This is a genomic window from Pantoea sp. YU22, assembly GCF_003970755.1.
Classification (GTDB): domain Bacteria; phylum Pseudomonadota; class Gammaproteobacteria; order Enterobacterales; family Enterobacteriaceae; genus Pantoea; species Pantoea piersonii.
This window is the reverse complement of record NZ_RYDU01000003.1, coordinates 268,684-291,175: the sequence shown is the minus strand read 5'-3', so window position 1 is coordinate 291,175 and position 22,492 is coordinate 268,684. Positions and strand designations below refer to the sequence as shown.

The 22,492-nt window shown below is 52.5% G+C and carries 42 protein-coding genes and 1 pseudogene; 27 read left to right on the top strand and 16 right to left on the bottom strand.

All coding sequences use genetic code 11. The features are described 5' to 3' along the window. Positions 1-74: 74 nt before the first annotated feature. The 15 genes from EKL29_RS08145 to EKL29_RS08070 all read right to left on the bottom strand — a co-directional run bounded on the left by EKL29_RS08145 (position 75) and on the right by EKL29_RS08070 (position 10,288). Entirely contained in the window at positions 75-425 is a 351-nt protein-coding gene (locus tag EKL29_RS08145; RefSeq protein ID WP_311778988.1) for a Rha family transcriptional regulator, read from the bottom strand. Between the two features lie 786 nt (positions 426-1,211). Next, the gene (locus EKL29_RS08140; RefSeq protein WP_126689318.1) at positions 1,212-1,664 is read right to left on the bottom strand and encodes a lysis protein; all 453 of its coding nucleotides are present in this window, start codon (positions 1,662-1,664) and stop codon (positions 1,212-1,214) included. Then, positions 1,645-2,148: a lysozyme gene (locus EKL29_RS08135; protein ID WP_126689317.1), complete on the bottom strand. Its 504-nt coding sequence runs from the start codon at positions 2,146-2,148 to the stop codon at positions 1,645-1,647. The genes EKL29_RS08140 and EKL29_RS08135 overlap by 20 nt, the downstream gene beginning before the upstream one ends. A gap of 3 nt (positions 2,149-2,151) precedes the next feature. Then, positions 2,152-2,394 (bottom strand): phage holin, encoded by a 243-nt coding sequence (locus tag EKL29_RS08130; protein WP_126689316.1) that lies wholly within the window; start codon positions 2,392-2,394, stop codon positions 2,152-2,154. A 612-nt stretch (positions 2,395-3,006) separates the two neighbouring features. Further along, entirely contained in the window at positions 3,007-3,621 is a 615-nt protein-coding gene (locus EKL29_RS08125; protein ID WP_126689315.1) for a hypothetical protein, read from the bottom strand. A gap of 120 nt (positions 3,622-3,741) precedes the next feature. Then, positions 3,742-4,332 (bottom strand): recombination protein NinG, encoded by a 591-nt coding sequence (locus EKL29_RS08120; protein ID WP_126689314.1) that lies wholly within the window; start codon positions 4,330-4,332, stop codon positions 3,742-3,744. Between the two features lie 332 nt (positions 4,333-4,664). Then, a complete protein-coding gene (locus tag EKL29_RS08110) occupies positions 4,665-5,030 on the bottom strand; it encodes a phage protein NinX family protein (protein WP_158618924.1) in 366 nt (121 codons plus the stop codon). Positions 5,031-5,171: 141 nt separating this feature from the next. Continuing rightward, on the bottom strand, positions 5,172-5,546 hold the full coding sequence (locus EKL29_RS08100) for a hypothetical protein (RefSeq protein ID WP_126689310.1): 375 nt from the start codon (positions 5,544-5,546) through the stop codon (positions 5,172-5,174). Continuing rightward, positions 5,543-5,980: a recombination protein NinB gene (locus EKL29_RS08095; protein WP_126689309.1), complete on the bottom strand. Its 438-nt coding sequence runs from the start codon at positions 5,978-5,980 to the stop codon at positions 5,543-5,545. Before EKL29_RS08095 ends, EKL29_RS08100 begins: the two co-directional genes overlap by 4 nt. 119 nt (positions 5,981-6,099) lie before the next feature. Next, positions 6,100-7,185 (bottom strand): DNA cytosine methyltransferase, encoded by a 1,086-nt coding sequence (locus EKL29_RS08090; protein WP_126689308.1) that lies wholly within the window; start codon positions 7,183-7,185, stop codon positions 6,100-6,102. Then, on the bottom strand, positions 7,182-8,609 hold the full coding sequence (locus EKL29_RS08085) for a DnaB-like helicase C-terminal domain-containing protein (protein WP_311778987.1): 1,428 nt from the start codon (positions 8,607-8,609) through the stop codon (positions 7,182-7,184). Before EKL29_RS08085 ends, EKL29_RS08090 begins: the two co-directional genes overlap by 4 nt. Next, positions 8,606-9,460: a DNA replication protein gene (locus tag EKL29_RS08080; RefSeq protein WP_126689307.1), complete on the bottom strand. Its 855-nt coding sequence runs from the start codon at positions 9,458-9,460 to the stop codon at positions 8,606-8,608. The genes EKL29_RS08085 and EKL29_RS08080 overlap by 4 nt, the downstream gene beginning before the upstream one ends. Beyond that, entirely contained in the window at positions 9,457-9,600 is a 144-nt protein-coding gene (locus tag EKL29_RS23090; RefSeq protein WP_158086851.1) for a hypothetical protein, read from the bottom strand. Before EKL29_RS23090 ends, EKL29_RS08080 begins: the two co-directional genes overlap by 4 nt. A gap of 39 nt (positions 9,601-9,639) precedes the next feature. Next, a complete protein-coding gene (locus EKL29_RS08075; RefSeq protein WP_033748108.1) occupies positions 9,640-9,918 on the bottom strand; it encodes a lambda phage CII family protein in 279 nt (92 codons plus the stop codon). A 151-nt stretch (positions 9,919-10,069) separates the two neighbouring features. Further along, on the bottom strand, positions 10,070-10,288 hold the full coding sequence (locus EKL29_RS08070) for a helix-turn-helix transcriptional regulator (RefSeq protein WP_072010384.1): 219 nt from the start codon (positions 10,286-10,288) through the stop codon (positions 10,070-10,072). A 108-nt stretch (positions 10,289-10,396) separates the two neighbouring features. Between EKL29_RS08070 and EKL29_RS08065 the strand changes: the two genes are divergently transcribed. From EKL29_RS08065 to EKL29_RS08055, 4 genes are all read left to right on the top strand, one after another. Further along, on the top strand, positions 10,397-11,044 hold the full coding sequence (locus EKL29_RS08065) for a LexA family transcriptional regulator (RefSeq protein ID WP_033748110.1): 648 nt from the start codon (positions 10,397-10,399) through the stop codon (positions 11,042-11,044). A 4-nt stretch (positions 11,045-11,048) separates the two neighbouring features. Next, complete coding sequence (locus EKL29_RS22995) at positions 11,049-11,147, top strand: YoaK family small membrane protein (RefSeq protein WP_143807664.1); 99 nt, start codon at positions 11,049-11,051, stop codon at positions 11,145-11,147. Positions 11,148-11,274: 127 nt separating this feature from the next. After that, positions 11,275-11,844 carry a Panacea domain-containing protein gene (locus EKL29_RS08060; protein ID WP_033748113.1) on the top strand — a complete coding sequence of 190 codons (570 nt, stop codon included), beginning with the start codon at positions 11,275-11,277 and terminating at the stop codon, positions 11,842-11,844. Further along, the gene (locus tag EKL29_RS08055; protein WP_072010385.1) at positions 11,841-12,245 is read left to right on the top strand and encodes a hypothetical protein; all 405 of its coding nucleotides are present in this window, start codon (positions 11,841-11,843) and stop codon (positions 12,243-12,245) included. The genes EKL29_RS08060 and EKL29_RS08055 overlap by 4 nt, the downstream gene beginning before the upstream one ends. 466 nt (positions 12,246-12,711) lie before the next feature. Here EKL29_RS08055 and EKL29_RS08050 read toward each other — a convergent pair whose 3' ends face one another. Continuing rightward, positions 12,712-12,918 carry a hypothetical protein gene (locus EKL29_RS08050; RefSeq protein ID WP_033748118.1) on the bottom strand — a complete coding sequence of 69 codons (207 nt, stop codon included), beginning with the start codon at positions 12,916-12,918 and terminating at the stop codon, positions 12,712-12,714. A 331-nt stretch (positions 12,919-13,249) separates the two neighbouring features. Between EKL29_RS08050 and EKL29_RS08045 the strand changes: the two genes are divergently transcribed. From EKL29_RS08045 to EKL29_RS23250, 23 genes and pseudogenes are all read left to right on the top strand, one after another. Next, positions 13,250-13,618 carry a hypothetical protein gene (locus EKL29_RS08045; RefSeq protein ID WP_033748120.1) on the top strand — a complete coding sequence of 123 codons (369 nt, stop codon included), beginning with the start codon at positions 13,250-13,252 and terminating at the stop codon, positions 13,616-13,618. Between the two features lie 6 nt (positions 13,619-13,624). Next, complete coding sequence (locus tag EKL29_RS08040) at positions 13,625-14,128, top strand: HNH endonuclease (protein ID WP_033748122.1); 504 nt, start codon at positions 13,625-13,627, stop codon at positions 14,126-14,128. Between the two features lie 102 nt (positions 14,129-14,230). Continuing rightward, entirely contained in the window at positions 14,231-14,509 is a 279-nt protein-coding gene (locus EKL29_RS08035) for a hypothetical protein (protein ID WP_126689306.1), read from the top strand. Positions 14,510-14,528: 19 nt separating this feature from the next. Next, a complete protein-coding gene (locus EKL29_RS08030; RefSeq protein ID WP_126689305.1) occupies positions 14,529-14,777 on the top strand; it encodes a hypothetical protein in 249 nt (82 codons plus the stop codon). Between the two features lie 309 nt (positions 14,778-15,086). Further along, a complete protein-coding gene (locus EKL29_RS23085; RefSeq protein ID WP_158618923.1) occupies positions 15,087-15,227 on the top strand; it encodes a hypothetical protein in 141 nt (46 codons plus the stop codon). After that, positions 15,224-15,535 carry a hypothetical protein gene (locus EKL29_RS08025; protein ID WP_126689304.1) on the top strand — a complete coding sequence of 104 codons (312 nt, stop codon included), beginning with the start codon at positions 15,224-15,226 and terminating at the stop codon, positions 15,533-15,535. The genes EKL29_RS23085 and EKL29_RS08025 overlap by 4 nt, the downstream gene beginning before the upstream one ends. Continuing rightward, complete coding sequence (locus EKL29_RS08020) at positions 15,535-16,353, top strand: PD-(D/E)XK nuclease-like domain-containing protein (RefSeq protein ID WP_126689303.1); 819 nt, start codon at positions 15,535-15,537, stop codon at positions 16,351-16,353. Before EKL29_RS08025 ends, EKL29_RS08020 begins: the two co-directional genes overlap by 1 nt. After that, positions 16,350-17,258, top strand: coding sequence for a RecT family recombinase (locus tag EKL29_RS08015; protein WP_126689302.1), 909 nt, complete (start codon positions 16,350-16,352; stop codon positions 17,256-17,258). The genes EKL29_RS08020 and EKL29_RS08015 overlap by 4 nt, the downstream gene beginning before the upstream one ends. Beyond that, positions 17,251-17,649, top strand: coding sequence for a hypothetical protein (locus EKL29_RS08010; protein WP_126689301.1), 399 nt, complete (start codon positions 17,251-17,253; stop codon positions 17,647-17,649). Before EKL29_RS08015 ends, EKL29_RS08010 begins: the two co-directional genes overlap by 8 nt. Positions 17,650-17,677: 28 nt before the next feature. Continuing rightward, positions 17,678-17,848 carry a hypothetical protein gene (locus tag EKL29_RS23255; protein ID WP_311778986.1) on the top strand — a complete coding sequence of 57 codons (171 nt, stop codon included), beginning with the start codon at positions 17,678-17,680 and terminating at the stop codon, positions 17,846-17,848. Then, positions 17,835-18,284 carry a hypothetical protein gene (locus tag EKL29_RS08005; protein ID WP_126689300.1) on the top strand — a complete coding sequence of 150 codons (450 nt, stop codon included), beginning with the start codon at positions 17,835-17,837 and terminating at the stop codon, positions 18,282-18,284. The genes EKL29_RS23255 and EKL29_RS08005 overlap by 14 nt, the downstream gene beginning before the upstream one ends. Continuing rightward, a complete protein-coding gene (locus tag EKL29_RS08000; protein ID WP_126689299.1) occupies positions 18,284-18,496 on the top strand; it encodes a hypothetical protein in 213 nt (70 codons plus the stop codon). The genes EKL29_RS08005 and EKL29_RS08000 overlap by 1 nt, the downstream gene beginning before the upstream one ends. Further along, positions 18,489-19,076 carry an HNH endonuclease gene (locus tag EKL29_RS07995; RefSeq protein WP_158618922.1) on the top strand — a complete coding sequence of 196 codons (588 nt, stop codon included), beginning with the start codon at positions 18,489-18,491 and terminating at the stop codon, positions 19,074-19,076. The genes EKL29_RS08000 and EKL29_RS07995 overlap by 8 nt, the downstream gene beginning before the upstream one ends. Continuing rightward, positions 19,073-19,636 (top strand): hypothetical protein, encoded by a 564-nt coding sequence (locus EKL29_RS07990; protein ID WP_126689297.1) that lies wholly within the window; start codon positions 19,073-19,075, stop codon positions 19,634-19,636. The genes EKL29_RS07995 and EKL29_RS07990 overlap by 4 nt, the downstream gene beginning before the upstream one ends. 2 nt (positions 19,637-19,638) lie before the next feature. After that, entirely contained in the window at positions 19,639-20,067 is a 429-nt protein-coding gene (locus EKL29_RS07985; RefSeq protein WP_126689296.1) for a hypothetical protein, read from the top strand. Continuing rightward, positions 20,064-20,369: a hypothetical protein gene (locus EKL29_RS07980; protein ID WP_311778985.1), complete on the top strand. Its 306-nt coding sequence runs from the start codon at positions 20,064-20,066 to the stop codon at positions 20,367-20,369. Before EKL29_RS07985 ends, EKL29_RS07980 begins: the two co-directional genes overlap by 4 nt. A gap of 85 nt (positions 20,370-20,454) precedes the next feature. Further along, positions 20,455-20,685, top strand: coding sequence for a hypothetical protein (locus EKL29_RS07975; RefSeq protein ID WP_311778984.1), 231 nt, complete (start codon positions 20,455-20,457; stop codon positions 20,683-20,685). A gap of 28 nt (positions 20,686-20,713) precedes the next feature. After that, complete coding sequence (locus EKL29_RS07970) at positions 20,714-20,959, top strand: DNA polymerase III subunit theta (protein WP_126689294.1); 246 nt, start codon at positions 20,714-20,716, stop codon at positions 20,957-20,959. After that, entirely contained in the window at positions 20,956-21,204 is a 249-nt protein-coding gene (locus EKL29_RS07965) for a hypothetical protein (RefSeq protein WP_126689293.1), read from the top strand. Before EKL29_RS07970 ends, EKL29_RS07965 begins: the two co-directional genes overlap by 4 nt. 64 nt (positions 21,205-21,268) lie before the next feature. Next, a complete protein-coding gene (locus EKL29_RS07960) occupies positions 21,269-21,481 on the top strand; it encodes a hypothetical protein (RefSeq protein ID WP_126689292.1) in 213 nt (70 codons plus the stop codon). Continuing rightward, a complete protein-coding gene (locus EKL29_RS07955; protein ID WP_126689291.1) occupies positions 21,478-21,789 on the top strand; it encodes a hypothetical protein in 312 nt (103 codons plus the stop codon). The genes EKL29_RS07960 and EKL29_RS07955 overlap by 4 nt, the downstream gene beginning before the upstream one ends. A 47-nt stretch (positions 21,790-21,836) precedes the next feature. Next, the gene (locus tag EKL29_RS07950) at positions 21,837-22,181 is read left to right on the top strand and encodes a hypothetical protein (protein ID WP_126689290.1); all 345 of its coding nucleotides are present in this window, start codon (positions 21,837-21,839) and stop codon (positions 22,179-22,181) included. Positions 22,182-22,278: 97 nt separating this feature from the next. Further along, a pseudogene (locus EKL29_RS23250) lies at positions 22,279-22,371 on the top strand (helix-turn-helix domain-containing protein); the annotation flags it as partial. Between the last annotated feature and the right edge of the window lie 121 nt (positions 22,372-22,492).

The window sequence follows — 22,492 nt, the reverse complement described above, 5'->3', positions numbered from 1 at the left end:
CGCTTACCGCTCATGGGCACCTCTCTTTAAGCCATCTTAAATGACTCTGAGGTGTCTGTTAAACCCGTGGCGATTCATTGTGCTTTTTGCTCTGCAAGGTCAGCAGCCAGACGGAGAGCCTCAGGTAATGTCTGCGGGATGCGCACCGACTCTTCAAGCTCATGCATCCGCTTAATGACCTTCATGCGAAGTAATGCGCTGTACCCTGTTACAAGGCACTCGGTATGCTCGCGATCAAGAACGTACTCGGTTTGCTTGCGGTTCATACTGTCCAGATAGATGCGCGCAAATTTGCTCACATCCTCCTGAAGCTGTTCCATCATGGTTTCTATGTCGCGCTTTACATCTGGATGACGCTTACCCGTCACTTCCGCAATTTCGCGGCTTGTCATTGTCAGAGACTGATCATTTACTGGGTATTGCATAGGGTGGTGCTCCTATAGAGAAACAAGCCTGTCGCACAGATTAAGCCGCCCCTAAGACGCACCATTAACGGCTAATCTCAGGCTTGCTTTTCTGTAGGCTTAGGGATTGATATTTGCGCGTGCGAGGCGCATAAAAAAGCCCCGCGAATGCAGGGCCATGATGCTTGAGGTGCTTTGTTACTTTGTCGCGCCGTCAGAGATATTTAACTGCCATTGCCTTCAGCTCATCTTTAGCCGCTGCGCCCAGCTGAGACACGCCGCTCTCTGCAAACGCCAGTGCCCTTTTAAAATCTTGCGCCTGCGTTTGCCTTGTCTAGGGGGTGTGAGAAATTCACCGCTTACGCTTGAAGGTGTCGCGAGGTTGTCTAACCTGAAAAACGTATAAGAAAAAATGAACTCCTATCACGTCCTTGGTCCACGGATGGGCTGTTTTTTTCAAGCGTGCTTTAAAGTCTCTTCCCCCGCTGTCGGGTAGCACTCTTGAGTTTTGGTTCGGTAATTTTGTGGCTGAGGATTTTCAGTCCAGCGGCGTTAAATTGCTGCATTGTGAAAGGTACAGAACAGGCAGGTTTGTAAAAGCCACCTGCGTCCCAGAACCACACTAAGGGCTCAGCTACACTATCGCCTACCCAGTAGAAACCAGTTTCCATGATGGATGTCCGGTTGAGAATGAATCCCCACCGTACGCCTTATCTGAGACGTTATCACGGTATTACTTGCAAAGTTGTATCAGTCCCGCTTCGGTACACATCATCGGGCGTACTGCTTGAATGCGCCCTGTGATGATCACTTCAAACACTGCTCATTGATGTACTGCTGCAATCCGGCTATTTGCTTCCCGGCGAGCTCGATTCGACTTCTGAGGGTGAAATAATCCCGTTCAGCGGAGTCAGTAAGTCCGGGGCTGGCTGCATCATCCAGGCTGGCGGTGCCGGTGGCGGATTGCTTCGTGCAGGTGGCGTTGAGCTGCAACCGGCGCTTGCCAGAAGCAACGTCACGCTCAAGCTGATCGATAGTTGCCTGAGCACTGGCTAACTCCTTTGTGTATTTGGCGTCGAGCGCGGCAACATCACGCTGGCGGATCTGCATATCGTCAATCGTCTGCTGGCGCTCGGTAGCCAGGCTGTCAGCGGTAACGTATTTGCCGTGGAAAAGAATTGCTAACCGGCAGACCGTAATGAGCGCCACCAGCAGCAGGCCAATAATTAATGCTCGCCAACTAAATGTCATTTGGACCATCCGCCAGGCACATTGAACGCTCCATATCGCGTCGATTCATCAGGCCACGAAACTTCATGCCACCGGCATAAACCCAGCGGCGTAGCTCTTCACATGCACCATCCTGATCGCCTGCGTTCAGCTTCTTAAGCAGCGTAGATTTAGAGAATGCACCAGAACCGACGTTGTAGGTGAAGCTGTAGAGCGCAGCGCGCTGATATTCATTAAGCGGCACTTTTACCAGACTATCGACGGTTTTCTTTACCGGCTGCAGGTCATTCCACAGCAGCCGATCGCATTCGCGGTCGGTGTACTTCTTGCCCTTGATGATGTCGGTTCCGGTATGGCCATCACAGACCGTCCAGACCCCGGCGACGTCCTTATAGGGATCGTAAACACGCCCTTCCACACCGTCCTTGCCGCCGAGGAATACAGTAGCGATAAGCATGGCTCCGCCACCCGCGGCAGCAATCAGCTTATTCCGCAGTGAGTTTGACATTGCCATGGGTTATTCCTCGTGGAGGTCGGGCGCGGTCGGCCAGCGCTGGAGAGCTTTAATCTGCGCCAGCGTGGCTTTGCGTTTGTAATACCAGTTGATGCCGAGCGTTAGCAGGGCGACCAGAATACCGGCCAGGACACCTACGGCGCTCCACTCATCGGGACTCAGCCTTGTCAGAAGACCGTTGGCAATTGTCCCGGCAGACGCGCCATACGCTGCGCCCGAAGCCAGTTTGCTCATATCGATACTCATTTGACCCCCTCGAGGTTGAGGGAGCTGGCTCAATTAGGAATTGTCTACTTTCTGAACTGAGCAAGCCCGGTTAGCTTTAATCTTGTCGAGAGAAAAAAGCACCGCCCTGCCGTTGCGTAGTCAACGTTGAAGAATCCGCCTGAGCGCGGATTTTTTTATTGAAGAAAATGCGCGACGCCACCAGGGGAAAAGTTTCGTTTGGTGTTGAATGGCGTGCGCAAAAGAAAAAGGCCAGCTCTTTGGCTGACCTTATAATTTGAAGCTCTGACGCAATTGCGATTAGGTGACTGGCACGTCTGCCCAGAGCTTATTTGGTTGTGGTGGCCGGTGCTTATTCCGGCAGGTGTAATCAACAGAAGCCAGTATTCACCACAACGGGCAAGAGCAATCGGCGTCTCTAAAGCGCTCGGAAAGCACCCACCAATAACCCTTGCCGTTGCGCAGAACGTAAAAAAGCCCCGCCGGTTGGTGAGACCGTGGGGCTTTCTTGGAATCCACAAGATGTTTTGCAACTGACCGCTCAACGACAACTGCCGCGAGCATACATGAAAGTTACCAGGTCCACGTGACGTTTGCAAGTCACCTCGTGAATATTTTTACGATTTATCGCATTTACGCCGCTTTATCGAATCTTTTAGCTTCCATTTCATGCCTGATAGCGTGAAATACAGAAGCCTCGAAAAGCTCTCTGCACCACTTAACTCTGGTACGACTGTTTTCGATATGAAGGCCAGTAACGCGAGTAAGGTGGAGAGCGATATCTTGCGAGCATTTGCGCTCGCAGTAGTATTTAATTGCTACATGTCGGATCGGGTTGTTTGGTGCAAAGAGACGGCAGATTACAGTTTCAACCAGGTCGGCATCTTCTTGCTCGTTGGCGCGCTCGAGAAGATTGCTGACGGAGTTCTGCGGGTTGATGATTTGCTTTGCCTTGATGAATAGTTCATCGCCGCGGTATCCCTGCTGATGTAAGTTCTCCACCACTTCCATAATTCGCTCTGACTCCCTGTCGTTCCACTCCTTACGAATCATCAGCCGCCCTATCACGCTTACCTTGCCGCTGTCGGGTCCGACGTGGCCGCCGTACTTCTCGCCCCACATATCGAGCAGGCAGCGCACCCATGCAGACTGCAGTGGAGTGATGAGCTTTACGGGACTAAGGTATCGCTTCTTGAGGTCTGATTTGCGCATTACCTGCGCCAGCTGTGCGAGTGCGTCAGATTGCATGCTTAACCCCCAGTAGTTTTGCTGTGTTGCGGAGTATTCGGTAGTTGATTTCGTACATGCGGCTCATCTTGAGGATGCGAAGCCGGAGCCACTTCTCTCTGAGATAGTCGAGGTAATCACTCATGCTGCCTCTCTCTGCTTGACCAATGCGCGCAACAAAGCCCTGTAACGCGCTCTGATGGCGTCCAGCTCTTCGCGGGTGTATCGGTGAGGTTCGTTGTTAGATTCGAGCGCTAAGACGCGCTGAAGGCCGATTTTGGTGATAAGGTTGATGCGATACTGCTGTTGATTGCCGGATAGCTGGACGTTGCAGCGATGACACTGCTTTGCCAGGTTGTCTTCGTTGTAGCGTAGATGTGATGCCGCGCCGCGTGACCGGTAATGCCCCGCTTCCCACTGAACTGTCTCCCATGTGCCGCAACTTATGCACGGTAAATCCCTGTCCCTTCCCTTTGTGATGTAGTCGTTAACAGCTCGCTGGGTTAAGTCTTCCCAGTGCTTTAGCGGCTTCAAGTCTGACTTACGCTTATTCCAGGCACGACGGATTTCAGCGTCAGTTGCCTTCTGCTGCTTCTCTTTCTGTCGTTGCTGGTATTGGTATGCGCAGGATGGGGTGCAGATGTACTGGAGAGGTCTGGCTGGAATGAATTTGGTTTTGCAGTGCTTACAGGTTTTCGGCTTCGGCGGCTTAGGCTGTTTGCCTGTTGCCATTATCTTCTTCCTCCTGCCAAGAAAATGATGCTCAACAAAAACAGCCCAATCCAGTCGTCGTCAGTCATCGTTGCCTCCGCACATCCGGTAGTTGGGATCGCGCATCAGATTTATTTCGCAGCTTGTGCAGCAGTAGGTCTCGCCCTCTACCAGCAATGCCGGACAGAAAACGCACACAGAAGCAGATGGCTCGCCAGCGCCAGTAGGCGGATTTGATTGGCTGGTCTCTTTCATGTTCTTCCCACTCCATATCGCATTGGCAGTTTTCGCAGCTAATCGAATAGTGATAGATATCTTCGCTTGTGAGGATGGTGTAGCAGCGGTGGCAGCGCTCACGCATTGGATTGCTCCTGCATCATCAGAAACGCAGTCATGGCCGCTCGCAACGGGTTGGGGTGTGATACGCAGATATCGCTGTCGCTTGACGGGTAAGCAAGCCATTCGTATGGCTGGTCATATTCCATCGGTGCGCTGATGGTTATCTTGTTAGCCAAAATAATCGGCCCGGCCTCAGCCCATGAGTTGCAGGGGTCAAATTCTCTCCACCCGAGACACATTTCACCAAAGTTTCCAACTGATGGTGCGTATTCGTGAATGCATGCCTTCCCAGTGATTCCGACCAGAGATTGCCCGTCCTTACTGACGTGCTTTCCAACCAGAACGGCTATATCAACATCGCTCATTTCGCCGTAATTCATCGTGTCTTCCTCATGCGATCCCATTTAGCCTGCAAGATGCCCGCGACATAATCGAATGTCGGAATCTGACTGGCGGTGAGTATTGGTTTTGGCTTGCGGCGGGGTGATTTGACGTCGTAGATGGCGTGGTTTTCCATTCGCTCAAAGAGAGATTTCTTGCGGCGCATGTCCACCTCTCGCAGACTTCAGCAACTGGTCAAGCTGATACACCTGGCTCTTGCGCTTACACGTAGTGACCACGTTGCGACGCGCTGCCTGCTCTTCTGCCTCATATCGAGTTCCCCAGCGCGGGTATTTGCTGGCGAGTCGATACTCATAGCCATTGGTGCCGCGGTTCTTCCGACGATGCGTGATGCCGTATTTGTAGGCGTGGTGAGTGGTGTGCATGATGCACTTGTCGCTGACGCCCAGGCTCGCGAAGTAAATTCTGATTTCGCTGGTTTTGAGTGATCCCTCTTTTGACAGAAGCTCACGAAGTATTTCAACTCTTGCTGCTAAACCCATTGGTTCTTTCATGCTGCTCTCCCGAAATAATCTCCTGAGTAACGCACCTCACGCAGCTTCACGCCGTTTCCGACAGCCCATGCAGTGGAGTACTCGATTAAACTCGTCATACGCTTCACGCCCATCTGTGAAGTGCTCTCGCGTATGCTGCAAAACTCACCTTCCAGCCCTGGTACTACTTGCCCCGGATTTCCTGTTGCTATTGCATGCCCTGAAACGAATAGTGCTTTCCAGTCAACCAGTTGCAATTTCATGCCCTGCCAAACCGCCTGGTGCTGGACGTCAGCGCACAACGCATGGAACATATCGTTCTGCGGTAGAGTGCGTTTTGAGTCACTGATGGTGATTTCGATGGGGCGGTGTTCGTCGGTAGGGAGGGAGTCGATAAAGTCTTTGAGGTTCTGCCGGATGCGATTATCCCGCAGGAGGAATTTGGTCTTCTCCATCGCGCTTGTCTCTCTTCAGTGCGTCGCTCAGCACCTTACGCATCACCGCGGGGTAACAGGTGAAGTCGTGGAACTTGCGGCCGTGGATGATTACTTCCTGCAGCAGAGCTTCGAACTCGTCATCTGGCAGTAGGTAGGTTGATTTCTTGAGGGGGATTACGTTGTTCATGCTCTATCTCCAAATACGCCTCTATGAAGCCTTTCGCGACTTCCGCGTTGATTGCGTTCCCGTAGGCGCGCAGTCGTCCCACTCTTTGGGTAGCGCCATTAACCAGCGGGAATGAGCCGGGTTCAACTGGCCGCCACTTTCCATCCCGGCAGCGCAGCCAGTCAGCATCTCGCCAGAAACCGTTAGTCGCTGCGGTTCCGGCATCGGTATCGCTATATTGATTCCAGACCCCCGAACCTGAGCTCCGCAAAGCGCGGTTGTCTTCCTGCTGCTGTCCGTATTTCCCGCCGCACTGTTTCCATTTTGCGCTGGAGTGCCCGCCATTGGTGTAGGCCAACCCGCCAACTTTGCTGTGCCCGGAAGTTTCAGGCATATTTTCGGCGTCCCATCCGCATTCTTGCCGCTGTAACAGTGGGTCGATCCGGTTGCATCGTTCGCTACTGGCGTTTGCCATCCTGCCAGTTGAGCCTCCGACTGAAGATTCATGCCCCCCTGTCGGCCGCTCGTCCCCGCACCAGTTCCGTTGTTTGCGGTCGGCGTCGGCCACCCAGAAGAGTCGCTGCCTGATGTGCGGAGCACCGAAGCCCGCAGCGCAGATATCAAGTGCTGCTGAGGCGTATCCCGCTCCTTCCAGGTCAGCTTGTACAAGGTCGAACCAAGCAAGTCCGTCTTTGCTTGCAACCTGCTCACCAAAGACTGTTTCAGGCCGTAGCTTTTCGATGAGGTAATGGAAGTGGGGCCACAGGTGCCGCTCGTCAGCAAACCCAGCGCCTTTGCCTGCGTCGCTGAAAGGTTGGCATGGACAGCTTCCTGTCCAGACTGGGCGATCGTCACTCCATCGTGCCTGACGCAGTGCATAGCTCCAGACGCCAATTCCTGCGAAGAAGTGACACTGTGTGAATCCTCGCAGATCTCCGGGTGTAACATCTTCAATACTCCTTTCATCAACAACGCCCGCGGCGATATGTCCTGCAGCGATCAGATTGCGCAGCCATTGGGCGGCGTATGGGTCAATTTCGTTATAGTAGGCAGTCAAAATCCACCTCCACCCTTCTTGCCGCCTTTGTCGGAACGGGAATCGCGCTCTGCTCTGGCTGCCTGTTGGTCCATATCGTAGATAGCGCCGTTTTTCTGCAGGCAGAATACGGTGCCAGTTTCGCCGTGGCGGTTGAGTCGCAGTAGCAGCTCTGTTTCGCCTGGTGGTACGCTTTCGTCGTAATGCCCTTCGCGGTGAATACCCACCCAGTAATCGCAGTCCTGCTCAATCTGGCCGGTGTCGCGTGAGTCGCTCGGAAGCGGTCGCTTGTTCGGGCGCTTCTCGAGGTCGCGGTTCAGCTGGGTCAGCAGCACTACGACGCAGCCGAGTTCTTTCGCGAGGTTCTTCAGCCCCTTCGTGATGAGCCCGTATGCGAGGTCGTTACGGTCGGCCTTTTCAGCCGTCATCAGCGTAAGGTAATCGACCAGCACCATGCCTACCTCGCCTCTCTGTCGCTTCACCTTGCGGCACTCTGCAACGATGTGAGCCAGTGACAGGCCCGGCGTATCGTCGATGTACAGCAGGTCGGATTCGCGCAGCCGGTTAGCGGTTTTGATGGCCTTATCGAAATCGCCGTCGTAGTCGCCCTGGTATTCGGTGTCTGCCTCTTCCGTGGCGGGCATGTAGAAAATGCTCGGGTTAACGCCGGACTTCTGTCCTACCAGTTTCTCCAGAATCTGGTCAGCGGGCATTTCGAGACTGAACATCAGCGCGGGCTTCTGTTCGCGGATAGCGCAGTTGATTGCCATCTGGCCGTAGAGCGTGGTTTTACCCATCTTCGGACGCGCGCCGATAACGAACAGCGAACCTTTCACCAGTCCTTTCGGTGCCAGCATGCGGTCCAGTGACGGGATGCCGGTGCTCATGCCGCGTTGTTCTCCATTCGGATCGAAACGCTTCTCAAGGTCTGCTACCCAGCTGTCCATGACATCACCGAATGAGCGCAGGCCGCGGCGGTTGCCCGTTTTGGCGTAGTCGCTGATTTGCGTTGTCAGGGCTGAGATAGATTCCAGCTTCTCGACGGCCGTCATGCTGTTGCGGCTGTAGAGCAGCTCAGTCGCTTCGTTCAGCTTGGAGATGGCATAGCGTTCCATCGCCTTGTCGCGTACGACCGCGGCGTAGTGAACGAGATTTGCGACTGATGGGGTGTTCTTCGACATTTCCGCCAGGTAGCTGAATCCGCCGTACTGATTGCCGCCTGCTTCCAGAACGTCAGACAGGGTCAGCGGGTCGATAGGCTTGTTGCGGGCCAGCAGGTCTTTAATCGCGGTGAAGATGACCGCATGGGCTGCCGAGAAGAAGCTTTCAGGCTTCAGCATCGCCATAACCTTCAGCGTTCTGTCTTCGCCGCCGTCCAGCATCAGGCCGCCGATTACCGCTTGCTCAGCGTCGAGGCTGTGCGGAGGTGTCAGGATATCGTTCACAGGCTTCCCTCCCGTGTTTTGGTCAGTGTGTCGCTGTTGAGCAGGTAGTCGAACGACGCTCGCCAGCCGCGATTGTTTTCGCCAAAGTAAAACCCGTTGGCGGTGTTCATGAAGGCGTGAAAGTAATTACTGGCAGCTTCGACGGTGGGCTCTTTCAGCTCCCCAAGCAGGCGCTTGATAGCGGTGCGTCGTTTGGGGTTTAGCTTTTCAGCGTTAGGCAGTCTGTCGCCAGCTGCTTCGTTGTACGCATCGAGCACTGCCTGATAGGGAACTGAAAGCCCTTTCTTGCGAGGCGATTCGTCATCGTCAGATGACATATCATTATCGTTAGATAATGATTTATTAGTTATATTGTTAGCTGTGGGAATCTTCTGGGAATCTTCTGGGACAAACACCTCCGGAAGCCGCGCCACATCTGCCTTTGGTCTGGGAATCTTCTGGGAATCTTCTGGGACAATTTCGCCCTGATATTCAGCGTATTTTGAGATGGTAATTACGGTGAATTTTCCCGGTGAAGCTGTCTCGATCATGCCCAGCTTTTTGAACTTCTTCAGCAGGTACTGAACGCGATTTGGTTCGATTCCTGTCTCTGCTGCCAGAGTGTTTCGGCCCGTGATGAACTGCCCACGTTGCAGATGGATAACTCCGTATTCTGTCTTTACCGCCGCCTCTGTGTAGTTGGCTGACATAATCAGGTGAACCCACAGATGAACAGCCTGAGAATCCTTTCTGTAGAACTCTGTCTCCTGTATTTTTCTGTGCAGCAAGGTAAACCCCTTACCGACCTCTTTCGGCGTTTCCTGAGGCGCTCTGGCCTCTCTTGCTTTGGCTAAACTTCTGACGTTACTCATTTGCCCTTCTCCTTCGCTTTGGCCTCTTCCAGAATGTGCTTCAGTTTCTCCGCGACAGTCGGGTTGAAGCCTTTGCAGAACTCGATGCGGGCAAGGTTTTTGCGCATTTCTGCCTGGCGTAAAACGTGTTTCTTTGGCATAATCATCTCCGGGATATGCATCGTGGTTGTTGCCCCACCCTACGCCTCAAAGAGTTCATTGCTCTTTGGGGCGTTTCCTTTTGCGAGAAGCTGCGCCACCTGCCGGGCTAAATGAGCCATCTCGTCATCCACGACACCCCATTCCAGTACTGCCAGAAGCATCGAGAACTTCGGTATCCAGTCTCGTTTCCAGCGGCTTATCTGCGCCTTATCGACACCAACAGCAGCTGCTGTCTTTTCAGTGCCTAACAGGGCGATTTTGTTGAGCAAGGCGCTTTCAATGCGCAATGCCTCGTTGCGTTTCTTTGCATGATCCATTTCGTATGATTCCTTGGTGATAAGTTGTTGTTCAGACGTGACAAAGCCGCAGCTATTGCCACGAACGTTTTGTTGTTTCGTTTGAGTTAGTCGCCACGTTCTCGGTGGCTTCCGTAGGACTTCATGTCCGTTGTAAAAAGAGCGGGTACTGCTAAGCGGCTTTACTTTTTGAAGGTGGGAAAACATCATCTAGAGAACAATGGCATCCCAGCTTCTTTAGGCCTTCAACAATCAGTCGACAATCGTTGAGTCCAGGGGTACGGATATTCAGCTCATAGTTGGCAATTCGTGACTGTCCCCAACCAATCGCCGAAGCAAGAACAGCCTGCGAAACTCCGATTTTCTTTCGCTGCTGTGCAATGTTGTTCATTGCGTTCTCCTTGGCGTTAAACAGAACACCATTACACACAAAATGTGATTAACAGTCAACCTCAATTCGTGTACGGAGTGCAATCACGAACCGTGGTAAATTTATTGGATGAAAACAATGCATGAATTAATCGGGGAAAGGATTAAGTCCCTGCGTGAAGCAAAAGGACTTAGCCAGGTACAGCTAGCCAAACTTTGCGGTTGGGCGGCTCCGTCTCGTCTGGGGAATTATGAGTTAGGCACACGTAAGGTAAGTGCTGACGACGCGGTAATCCTTGGTTCTGCCCTTGGCGTATCACCAGCCAAGATCATGTTTGGTGATGAGTCTGATTCAGTTTTCAAACAATATGAATATCCATTGTTCGCGCACGTCCAGGCTGGCCCATTTGCCGAGGTCGGCAGCTACACGGCCAGTGACGCTAAGGCATGGGTGCCAACGACGAAGAAAGCCAGTGAGAAAGCGTTCTGGCTTGAGGTAAAGGGACATTCAATGACGGCACCACAGGGTGTGCGCCCGAGCTTTCCTGAAGGGATGCTGATACTGATTGATCCGGCTGAACCGGTAGAGTCGGGTGATTTCTGTATTGCATCTGCGAACGGTGACTCAGAAGTAACGTTCAAGAAGTACGAGCTGGACAGTGGCGTTAGTTACCTGGTGCCGCTGAACCCTGCATACAGGATTCTGGACTGCGACCACAGTATCCGCATCATTGGCAAGGTGGTTAAGGCTCAGTGGCCGGAAGAGACGTTTGGGTGATGAAATGAAGATTGGATACATCTTCCCTGCTGTTTGTGGGATAGCAGGGATAGCACTCCTGGTATGGTTCATTGCCAGCGGCGCCTGGATGCCAGGTGCTTAGGCCGGAAGATACGTTTGGGTAAAATGAGGCTGAAGGGTTACAGGCCAATAAGCCTGATTGACTACAGCATCACTTGTATTCATAATCACACTTGAGATTACTAATTAGGTAGTCTGGGAGGTTGAGTATGTACAGCGAAAATAAAGCAGCTCAAATGGCTGGTTACCTACTGTTGAAACGTGGTGGGCGCATGGCATATATCAAACTCATGAAACTGCTTTACCTGGCTGATCGTGAGTATATGATCAGTTATGGCGACTCAATGACTGGTGACCGCGCAGTGTCCATGAACAATGGTCCTGTATTGTCACGAACCTATGACCTGCTTAAGTCAGGCAGCCCTCTTGAAGAATCACCTTGGGATGACTGGATAAAAGGTGAATCGAATTATGAGGTTTCAGTCAAAAAGCCAGTTCATGGGCTTGAAGACGATGATGCTTTCGATGAGCTAAGCCGAGCTGATATAAAAATTCTGGATAAAGTTTTCTCAGAGTTTGGTCATTATAAGCGCTTTGAGCTTTGTGAATTAACGCACCGAATTTGTTCTGAGTGGCAAGATCCTCACGGGTCGTCTGTTGCGATCAATCCAAAATCCATTTTCATGGCTGGCGGGAAATCTGAAGCGGAAGCCGAAGCTCTCCTTGATAGAATGAGAGCGCGCGACCAACTCAAAAAATTCAGCAGTGAGCTAGCATGACAGTTTACTCACCATACAGGAAAGGCACCGTATTGGCCCCTGTTGGTGGGTCTAAACATCTACATATCATTTGTAACGATCCAGTGTACCATCCTGTCCATGGTTGCGAATGCGTACTGGTCGTTAATATCACCACGGTATATCCGGCTCCAGTACACCACGATCCAGCATGTATTTTACGTGCTGGAGAGCACCCATTTGTGCATCATGACAGTTATGTTTTCTATGCCGATGCTATTGTATGGAAAGTCCCTAATGTGGTTTCTAGGGAAGAAAGCGGAGAATTGGAAAAACACGCTGATATGGAAGAAAGCGTTTTTCAGCGTGTACTATCAGGATTCGAATCTTCTGATTTTACACCTAACAAGGTGCTAAAGTTTTATCGCCAACACTGCAAATAAACCCGGCCACAGCGCCGGGTTTTTTATTGCGCCGATCCCCATATGACCGCCACCCTATCTCGTTGATATACCAGTAGAAGATCTCAATACCTTCAGTTTTGCCCGCCACACCGATCCCTATGGTTAACGATGTCATTAATGGTAAACGGTTTACCAATGGTGAACTCGTTGCCACTCCTGCACCCGCCACCGCACCGGGTTTTTCATGCCCACCCCTAAAGCTATCTCCTGCCGTGCCGATAACACTAATGTCCAGAGAGACACGGCCTCAGGGCCGGAACAAGCTGATTGTCCGCATCACTCTTGCCCGCCGTGTGCGGGCTTTTTTTGCCGCTTACGCTTGCAGGTAAAAAAATATCGGCCAATAATGAAAGTGAAATATATCCATCACTTTGCTTGTTGCTCGACAAGTTACCGCCAGCGCTGGTCTGGCGGTTTTTTTTGCCCGCAATCCTGACCTGCACCGTCAGTGCGTCGTCGACAGCAGAGCCAGCGCCATCTGCACTACTATGTCATCTGCTTTATCAGCATAAAGACCTGTTATCTTCTCCTTTATTGCCAGATTAGTTATCGCCCGCCCCTCCCTCAGCAGCTCCATAGTCCCCCTACCAAGAACCTCTCCCACCTCAGGCATCATCTTCCTGTGCAAGTCAGCCACATCTTTGTTTCTCATGCCACCAACCTCCTCCTGTTAAGCCATGAAATCTTAGCACTGAGTCGAGCGCTGTACGGGTTTTTTGCGGCTGTAGAAAAATAAATACACAAAAAAATCACACACATAGCGTGTCATATTAAATTTATACACAATTTGTGATTGACCATTAAATCACAATATGTGAATATCTCTCCATCAGCAGGACGCTGGCGCAGTACGAAACGGATAGCAGCTCTTTGTAACAACGAGCGGGAAGCTCTACGGAAGGTGCCGAGAACGCACCGAACTCAAACAGTGGTTACTGAGTGCATTGTTGCGACAGTGCAGCCAGTAACTAACCGGAGGATTTATGGCGAACATCGTCTATGGCAAATCACTTAACCCTGTTGGAAAAGATAACGCGAAGTCACGCCGCAACGCTCGCCGGGCTGAAGAGGCTATTAAGGCGCGTGAGATTGAAGCGATTCTGGCGAGCGCATTTAGTCAGGAAGCGCCGCAGCGTCGCGTGGAACTGAGCCGCGCTGAGATTGCCTGCAAACGGCCGGCAGCTGACCGCGTAGTCAAGGCTGTAGAAACAGAGACGGAGTATCACAAGCAGATTCTGGCGGGCGCTGAGAAGTATGTCGGCGGCCAAATCGAAAACGGCATGTGCCTGCCGCAAGTTTCCATCTACGCAGCTGGCTATCGCAAATCTAAAGACATCGTAACGGCACGGTAACTATCTATGAACCAGAGCAGAATCACGGCAGCCCGACTTAGGGAGCAACTCACCTACGACGAAGAAACCGGGGTGTTTTGCTGGAAGATTCAGAAGGGATGGAAGTTCCCCGGAGATGTGGCCGGGTACATCCGTCAGGACGGATACGTTTATATCAGGGTTGATGCAATTCTTTATGCCGCGCACCGTCTTGCCTGGCTATACATGTACGGTGAGTGGCCTAAGGAATGCGTTGATCACATCAACAATGTCAAAAGCGATAACAGCAAAAATAACCTTCGAGCTGCTACCAATCAGGAAAACATGTGGAATCGTGTTGCGCAGAAAAATAACACCTCTGGATATAAAGGTGTTGGCTTCAACAAGCAAACGAAGAAGTGGAAAGCCACGATCAAATGCCACGGTGTAAAGATTCCACTGGGCGAATTCAAAACGCCTGAGGAGGCCCACAAGGCTTACTCGGAGGCATCTGAGAGACTTCACGGAAAATTTTCAAATACGGGCCTGTAAGGCCTTTTTACTGGAGCCAACATGAGCAACCGTGACTGGATTATCTGCTGGATAGTGATAGCCGGGCTTATGTTGGCTGGTTATTTAGCGAGGGGGTGAGGAATGCAGAAGTTTAAAGGTACGTCCGGGAAATGGAGCTATCAGGGGCCGCTGGGTGAAATTAAAAGTGATACTGGCGGATTGATTGCCGACCTGATTGTTAACGGAAAAGAAGATGAAAATGGGCAATTGATGGCCGCGGCTCCTGAGCTGTTAGAGGCGCTTCAGTGCCTGAAGCGTGAACTTGTTCTGTCTGATGTAGACCTGGCTTATATCGAATCGCATTTCAGGCCGCATATCGACAGAGCATCAGCAGCAATCAAAAAGGCACTGGGCCAGTAACCACTACAGGAGAGAGAGGATGCCAAATCCATTGACGTTAGGATTTTCCGGTTTATCAGGAAAGATATTCGCAGGTCGCAGTAAGGCAATGGCTGGCGCTCCAGTGGGGATTCGCTTGTTCATAGGCGAAAAGCATGATGTCACGGATGATGCACTTAGCTGCGTTGCTGAAAAGATACTCAATCAGGGTGAGCCAGTTATGTGGGATATGGGCGACGGCAGGGTATTAAAGCTAAGCGTAGAAATCATTGAGATGCCAGCTGAGTAACACCGCAGAGGCGATTCACTGAGTCGCTTCGACGGTGCTAGTCACCAACGCCTTTAGAGGGCTTGAAATAACCAGACCGTAACACTCCCTATGGGCGCCGCAATGGTGCCCATTTTTTTACACCAACCAAATTTAATGAGGTATCCCCATGCGTCTTTCTTTCGCAGGGGCAGCATCGGGCTGCCCACAAAACACTATGTTCGCATTCAAATTAACCGGCGCAGACGTTATGTCGTGGAAGCCGAAGAGCCGCTTACAGAAGCTTGTAGAGCGCCTGATTCAGTCAGTCACACAGCCGGGTAATCCGCAATGACCGCCCCGGCAGCAGTTGAGCAGTACCGCAAGCAGCAGGAAGAGCTGGAGCGCCAGCGCGAGATGGTCGAGAAGACGAAGGATTTTACCTTCATCAACCTGATGCTGAAGTCACTCGGTCTTGGAGAGAAAAGATGAAACTTTCATGGCGAGCAAAACAGGAAGTCGAAGAGATTATCAAAAACCTCTCTGAGGAGGATTTAGAGCGCATCGGTGATGAAGTCGACGCGAGGATGGACCAGCACAAGATTAACCCGCTGATGACCGCGCTGTGCTCGTTCCTGCCGAAGCATTTTGATTACCCTGCCATAGAAATGGTCGACGAAGACGATGAGCAGTACGAAGCCGCAGAGCATTTCCTGCGTGATGCGCTGGTGAAAGTCGCTAAGCGGGAAATGGCGATCGGGATTTACTGTCAGCGACACGGAAATATGGAGGCTGCCTGATGGAGCCAGGCATCTATTACGACATCAGCAACGAGTCGTACCACAGCGGCCCCGGCATCAGCAAATCGCAGCTGGACGACATCGCTATAAACCCGGCCATCTTCCAGTGGCGCAAAGAAGCGCCCGAGGACGAAGAGAAAAAAGCTGCGCTGGATATGGGCACCGCCCTGCACTGCCTGCTGCTGGAGCCCGAAGAATTCGATAACCGCTTCATCGTGGCGCCAGAATTCAACCGGCGCACCAACGAGGGAAAGGCGAACGAGAAAGCTTTTCTGAAAGACTGCGCCGGGCTGGGCATGACTGTGATGGACGCCGAGGAAGGTCGCAAACTGAAGCTTATGCGCGCCAGCGCCCTCGCCCATCCGGCCGCGCGCTGGCTGCTGGAAGCTGAAGGCCATCAGGAAGCATCAATCTACTGGAACGACGAGCAGACCGGCGAGCTTTGCCGGATCCGGCCAGACAAGTTCCTGTCCGGCCAGCCTGTCATCGTCGACGTGAAAAAAGTGGCTGATATGTCCCGCTTTGCCCGCCACGTCGAAGAGTTCCGCTATCACGTTCAGGACGCCTACTACCGCGAGGGCTTCAGTAAGCACTTCGGCGAGTACCCGCTTTTCGTGTTCATCGCCGTCAGCGAGTCGATCGACTGCGGCCGCTATCCGGTGCGCACCTTCCAGCTTCAGGAGGACGATGTTGCCGTCGGCTATGACCTGTTCCGCCGCGACCTGACCACCTATCACGAATGCATGCTTACCGGTAACTGGGGCGGCATTGAAGAAATCACGCGCCCGGACTGGGCCAAAAGGAAGGATTACGCATGAGCAACGAAATTACGCACGCGCCGGTCAACGAGGCCGACACCAAAGCGGCAATCTTCAGCCCGAGCGGTCTGCAAAAGTTACAGGCTTTCGCCAAAGTCATGGCTGAAGGTCGTGCAACAGTGCCAGCCCACCTGGCAGGTAAACCTGCTGATTGCCTGGCAATTGCGTTACAGGCGGCCCAGTGGGGAATGAATCCATATGCGGTGGCGCAAAAAACGCATCTCGTTAACGGAACGCTGGGCTATGAGGCGCAACTGGTTAATGCAGTCATCACCAGTTCAACAGCCGTTCAGGGGCGTTTTAAATACGAATACGGCGGCGACTGGGGGAAATTCAAGCCTGGTGCAGCTAATGCGGCCAACGAGCGCGGCCTGTTTGTTCGTGTCGGCGCAGTGCTGCGCGGCGAAACGGAAATCACCTGGGGCGAACCGCTATTTATGGAGTACGTCACTACGCGTAACTCTCCGCTCTGGAAGACGGCGCCGAAGCAGCAACTGGCTTATCTGGCCGTCAAATACTGGGCGCGACTTTACTGCCCTGATGTGATTCTCGGCGTTTACACCCCGGATGAGTTCGAACCGGCGCAGCGCGCGGAACGCGACGTCACCCCGGCGCGCAGCCGGGCAGACCTGAACAACCTGATCAACAGCAAGCCCGAAACGCAGCAGCCCGAGCGCGAAATTAACCCGGCGACGAACACCAGTGCACCAGCGCGCACGCCGGACGAGTTGCTTGCCGATTTCACCACCGCTGCAGCTGAAGCGGAAAACGTTGCCGGTCTGGACCGCTGCTACAAATACGCGGCACGCATGCTGGCGAATGAGGCTGACACGCTCGAAAAAGCCACCGATGTTTACCTGCTTCGCAAAGCAGAGCTGGACGAGGACGGGGCCGCCAATGCGTAAGCTCGCACAGTATCGTCGTAACACCCACCCCAACAGCGGCTTTAAGGAAAAGGTCGCATGGCAGCTTTCAAAGGGACCACGTACAGGGCGCGAATTAAGCGCCCTTTTTCATATGACGCTCGGCGAGTTCAACGGGTTGATGCGCGGCTGTCTGCGCGGCAAAACGGTCGTTATCGAAGCAAGTGAGCCTGTGCCGATCGATGGCTGCACCGACTTTACTTACACGCTGGTCAGCACCCGGCGCATCACGCGTTCCCATCCCGAAACCATGATTGTCAGCCGCCGTTCGTTCGCAGAGCGCGGCGAGGACAAACGTCAGCAGAACATTATCGCAGCTGAGAAGCGCGCCAGGCTCATTAGCCGCGGCTGGTATCCCGGCTGTCTGGAATAAATCGCCGCCATTGGCGCAGGAGATACAGATGAGTGGACATTGCGATAACTGCGGTTGCCGTAAAGTTTCCGGCTACTGCACTAACTGCCAGGAAGAAGCCTATATCGTTTTCGAGCAGGCACCAGAAATGGAGTTCAGCGAAGAGTTTATGCAAAAGGCATGGGATCAGCAGAAGGAGGTTTCACGTGAAAATCACTGAAAACGAAATGCGCGGCCTGCTGGCGGGTAAGTGTCTCCCGTCAGATATTCTCGTTGGCGAGAATCTGGCTGCATATTTGGTACGGAAGTTCTCCGCGCTGCAGCAAAAGCTGGATGCAGCCGAAGAGGAGGCTGAAGCATATAAGGCTTTTGCAGAACAGGATTATTTCGGGAACTTGGTGATTCATGCCAGGGCCAGAGCAAGTAAGGCAATGAGTAAGTTTCCACAGCCTAATTACGTGCTGACGAAGGTAGCTGAAGAGTCTGGCGAGCTGGTAAAAGCAGGCGTGCATTTCGCAGAAGGCCGCGAAACATGGGGAGCAGTTGAGCAGGAGGCGATTGATACTATCGCCATGATAATTCGGCTCATGACAGAGGGTGATGAAGTGATCGGCTTATTCCCGCCCCAACTCCGCGCCGGTAAGGATGGTGAGTGATGGCTAAGCAAAACCGCTATATCTACCATTACTGCGCAGCGCAAGGTAATGCGACTGTCTCGGGTATCGCTCAGCTGACTTTCCGAATTGTCTCTCAGGAAGACCTGAACAGACTGAAGCAGTTTGTCTCTGACGATCTCAGCTTTCAGGCTGTCGCCATTGTTTCTCTCTCGTATTTAGGCCGAGAGAATGAGGATGCAGCCCATGCGTGAACGCCCAATCCTCTTAAACGCCGACATGGTGCGCAATACCAACACCAACGCCCGAATCTACCCAGGCAAAGGTTTAGACCAAAATTCACCTGAGCATTTGGCGCGCCGACTTGCAAATGGGTGCTGCATCAACGAACAAACCGAATGCTGGGAGTGGCAGCGGCACACCAACAATGCTGGTTACGGGAAACTAACCATCAATGGCCGTGGAGTTTATGCCCATCGACTGGCCTATCAGTTAACTAAAGGAGATTTACCACAAGGCATGGAGGTTTTGCACTCCTGCGACAATCCGGCGTGCATTAATCCAGCACACCTGGCTGCCGGAACTCACTCGCAAAACATGAAAGATTGCAGCGCCAAAGGTCGCGCCAAAATGCCAACCGTTATCGTGCGCGGAGAAAGAAATGGCGCTGCTAAGTTGCGCGAGGTGGATGTTCGTTCTATCAAGCGCCTTTTGGAAAAGGGTTGGACGCAAAGGGATATCGCTGAGCGGTTCGGCATATCGCAAAGTCAGGTCAGCCATATAAAGCTTGGCAGGGCTTGGGTCATCGAGTTTAAGCGCGTGGAGGTGGAATGATGCAGGGATATACGGAAGAGCAGAGAAAGGCGCTGGTTGATTGGCTTAAACCTCAAATCTCAGAACTAGAGGCGGTATGCGATGAAATCCCGTTCGGTCTGGATGAGGACGATTCAATGCAGTTACAGGTCATGAAAATCGCGCTCGCGTCGCTAACGGCGGAGCCTGAATATACGCGCTATGACTGCGGCTGTTGTGGTTTTGAAGTGATAGATGAGTGGCGTGATAACGATGTTTGCCCTAAATGCAATCACAAGCCGCTGGGAAAAACTGAGCTTTACACCGCACCGCCCGCCCCGGCGCTGCGCCTTCCTGACGCAGTTTCTTGTGATGGTTTCAACGAAAAAGAACCGGACGAAGCCAGAAATCTAGGACAGTGTGAGGGATGGAATGCGTACCGAGCCGAAGCTGTGCGCCTGAACGCCACCGCGCCGCAGCCGGTGAAAGTCAATTTGACCGGCATACTGGCTTCCTTCCCCGCTGTTGGCGAAGGGATTTATCTTGAAAAGGCTGGGGTTGAAAGAGCTATCCGACAAGCAGGCGGCCAGGTGGAGGAGTGATTATGGAAAAGCTGAATGAATTAGCTGAGTTGGCTCAAGCAATGATGAATGCTGAAACGCGCAAGGAAGCGTTTAGCATTGGAGAGGAATTTACTCTGGCTGCAAGTACTAATGCCATCCTCGCCATTGCCGAAGCATTCCGGGCGCTGGAGCAGCGCGCAGAAGCAGCAGAGGCGAAACTAGCGGAGATGCAGAGACAGGAACCGGTTGCCTATCGATGGGAAGGAAAGAAGAGCGGCAGCATCTGCTATGACGGGATAATGCCATTAGGTATTATCTGCCAGCCGTTATTCATCCGTCCTGCGCCAGCTATCAACCTGGCGGAGCTGGTGCCGGATGCAGAGCGCATTCATAACGAGTTCGACGACTGGCGAGAAGGCTGGAACGCCTGCCGCGCCGCCATCCTGCGCAAAATTGAGGAGGCGAAATGATTAGCTATGAGAGGCTAGAGGAAATAGCTTCAGGTAACGCCTGGCGAGTTGGGGAACTAACAGATATGGCGCAGGAGCTGCTGGCGCATCGTAAGGCGCGTGACGGATGGCAGCTCGTGCCGGTTGAGCCGACAGAGGGCATGGTGATTGCTGGCTTTGAGTCCGAACCTGACGAATCTTTTAGCACCGACGAAGAATGGGAAGCATACGAAGCAATGAGCGGATGTCAGCAGGCCGCACATAGGGCAAAGCTTTGTTATGCAGCAATGCTGGCAGCCTCTCCTGAACTCACCTCAGATTGACCCCCTCCCCGCCCTGATATACTGTTTATGCAAACAGTATTAAGGCGGATATATGCGCACATTCATAAGCGGAGTCGCGTTCTATATGCTTGATGAAGGCGAGCGCCTGACCAGGGCTCAAGTCTACAGCAATCAGCACACATGCGGCTATGTCATCTGGCCGCGTGACGGGAAGTGGGACGTGCGCAAAATGGGATTGCGGGGCTGGGAGAAGATAACCGACAAGCTATTCGACACGGAAAACGAGGCTTTAGTTTTCGCATACGATAAGTATTGCGATGAAGAAGAGATTAAGAGCCGGGCATGGCGTCGGTAGCGGTATACTCAGGGAAGGAGGAAAGCTCATGTCACATAATATCGCAGCACGCAGCAAAGAAGAACGCGACCGGATGAACGTCGATTTAGCCGCGTCCGGAGTGGCTTACAAGGAGCGTATGAACAAGCCTGTTATCCCGATGGAAGTGGAGTTGCAGCAGCCGGAAGCGTTGCGCGCCTACTTTAAGGAGCGGCTAGAATTCTACAGGGAAGAGTCGAATAAATACCCAAGGGGTACGGATCCGGTTTATTTGAAGCAGGAGGATGGAAAGTGATTCATACACTGTATTTTGATGATAATGGCAATAGCTCTATTGTGGATTCAGAGAAGCCCCGACTTGATATTGACCATTACATTGATGGTAAGGGTCATTTTACTAGCCGTGTTACTATCAGGACAGCCTCATGGATGACGGGGAAAGAGCAGAAAAGTTATTATGTAGCCTCTATACATCCTCTCAGTGATCTTGCATTTCGTGAAGCAGTTGAAAAGCATAATCCTATTCCTGTAAATGAATAAATCAGGTTCCAAACATACCAGACCTCGCCACGGCGGGGTTTTTTATTGCCTAAAGGAAACCGAAATGACACATCCAGATCCGATAGATGAAGCAGCGGAACGCGAGCAGCAGCTGATAGAGGTCGCGCTGGCGAATCGCCCGCGACCGACGGTTGAGTTCACAGGAAAGTGCCACTACTGCGACGAAACGATAAGCAAGGGGCATTACTGCGATGCGGGATGTCGTGAGGACCATGAACGCGCGCAGTGGGCGCAGAAGCAGAGGAGCGTGGCATGAACGCTGAATGGAATGGCGAAGGGGCGCCACCTGCTGGAAAGTGTCAGGCAAAACAGAAGGGTCAGATCGGGTGGAGTGATTTTGATGTGGTAGCTGAAAAGTTCGGTACTGTCTTTGGGTTCTGGATAAGAGCCGGTACTTGCGGCGCATTAGACCTTGATAGATGGGAGTTTAGGCCTATGCCGCACGAAGAGCTTATCAAGAGAGAGGAGGCAGTCAAAGCGCTTAATGATATTTGCTGGTCATGCGGTGATGATGTGTATGACGCAATTCTTGCAGGCAAAATCCCCCACATCACCCTGAAGTAACCCCCCACTCACCCTATTCACTATCGCGCTCTGCGTGAGGAGTTGTTATGTCTGATTTAGCCATGAAAGTTATGGAATGGCAGGCCACTGGTAATGTCGGCGTTAGTTCTGCAACGATGGCCTCGATTGCATTAGGAATGAAAAAGAACTTCTACGGTTCATATTTCTCCCCACCGTCCGACCCGGCAGATCTAAACCGATGCATGAATCTGGTTCAGCGCATCCCTGAGATAAAAGAAAGCTTCCCTTTAATAGCCGCTAAATGTCCACGATTTGCACCGGTAATCGAGAACTGGGAAGAGCTGACAAGTCTCCTGAGAAAAGAGCTTAAGAGACCTGACAAGCGCGCGCCGGAAACCTACGCCCGGATGAAAGAGCTATTAGGGCGATGAACACCCTTAGCGACATCTGCCCCGGCGAGTTCACTCTGTGGCTCGCCGTTTTTATTTGCTTAGCCGTGGCCTAGAACTGGCCGGATAAGGAGTAGATATGGAAAGTTACGCACTTTCTATGGATGAGGCGTGCGCATTTCTGGGCATATCCCGCCCAACCTGTCAGCAGTGGATACGCACCGGCAGGCTCACCGCCACGCGCAAAGACCCGTCCAAACCTAAGTCACCCTACCTTCTCACCCGTCAGGCCTGTATTGCCGCTCTCAACAATCCAATGCACACTGTCGCCGTGAGCGCGGCAGATACACATG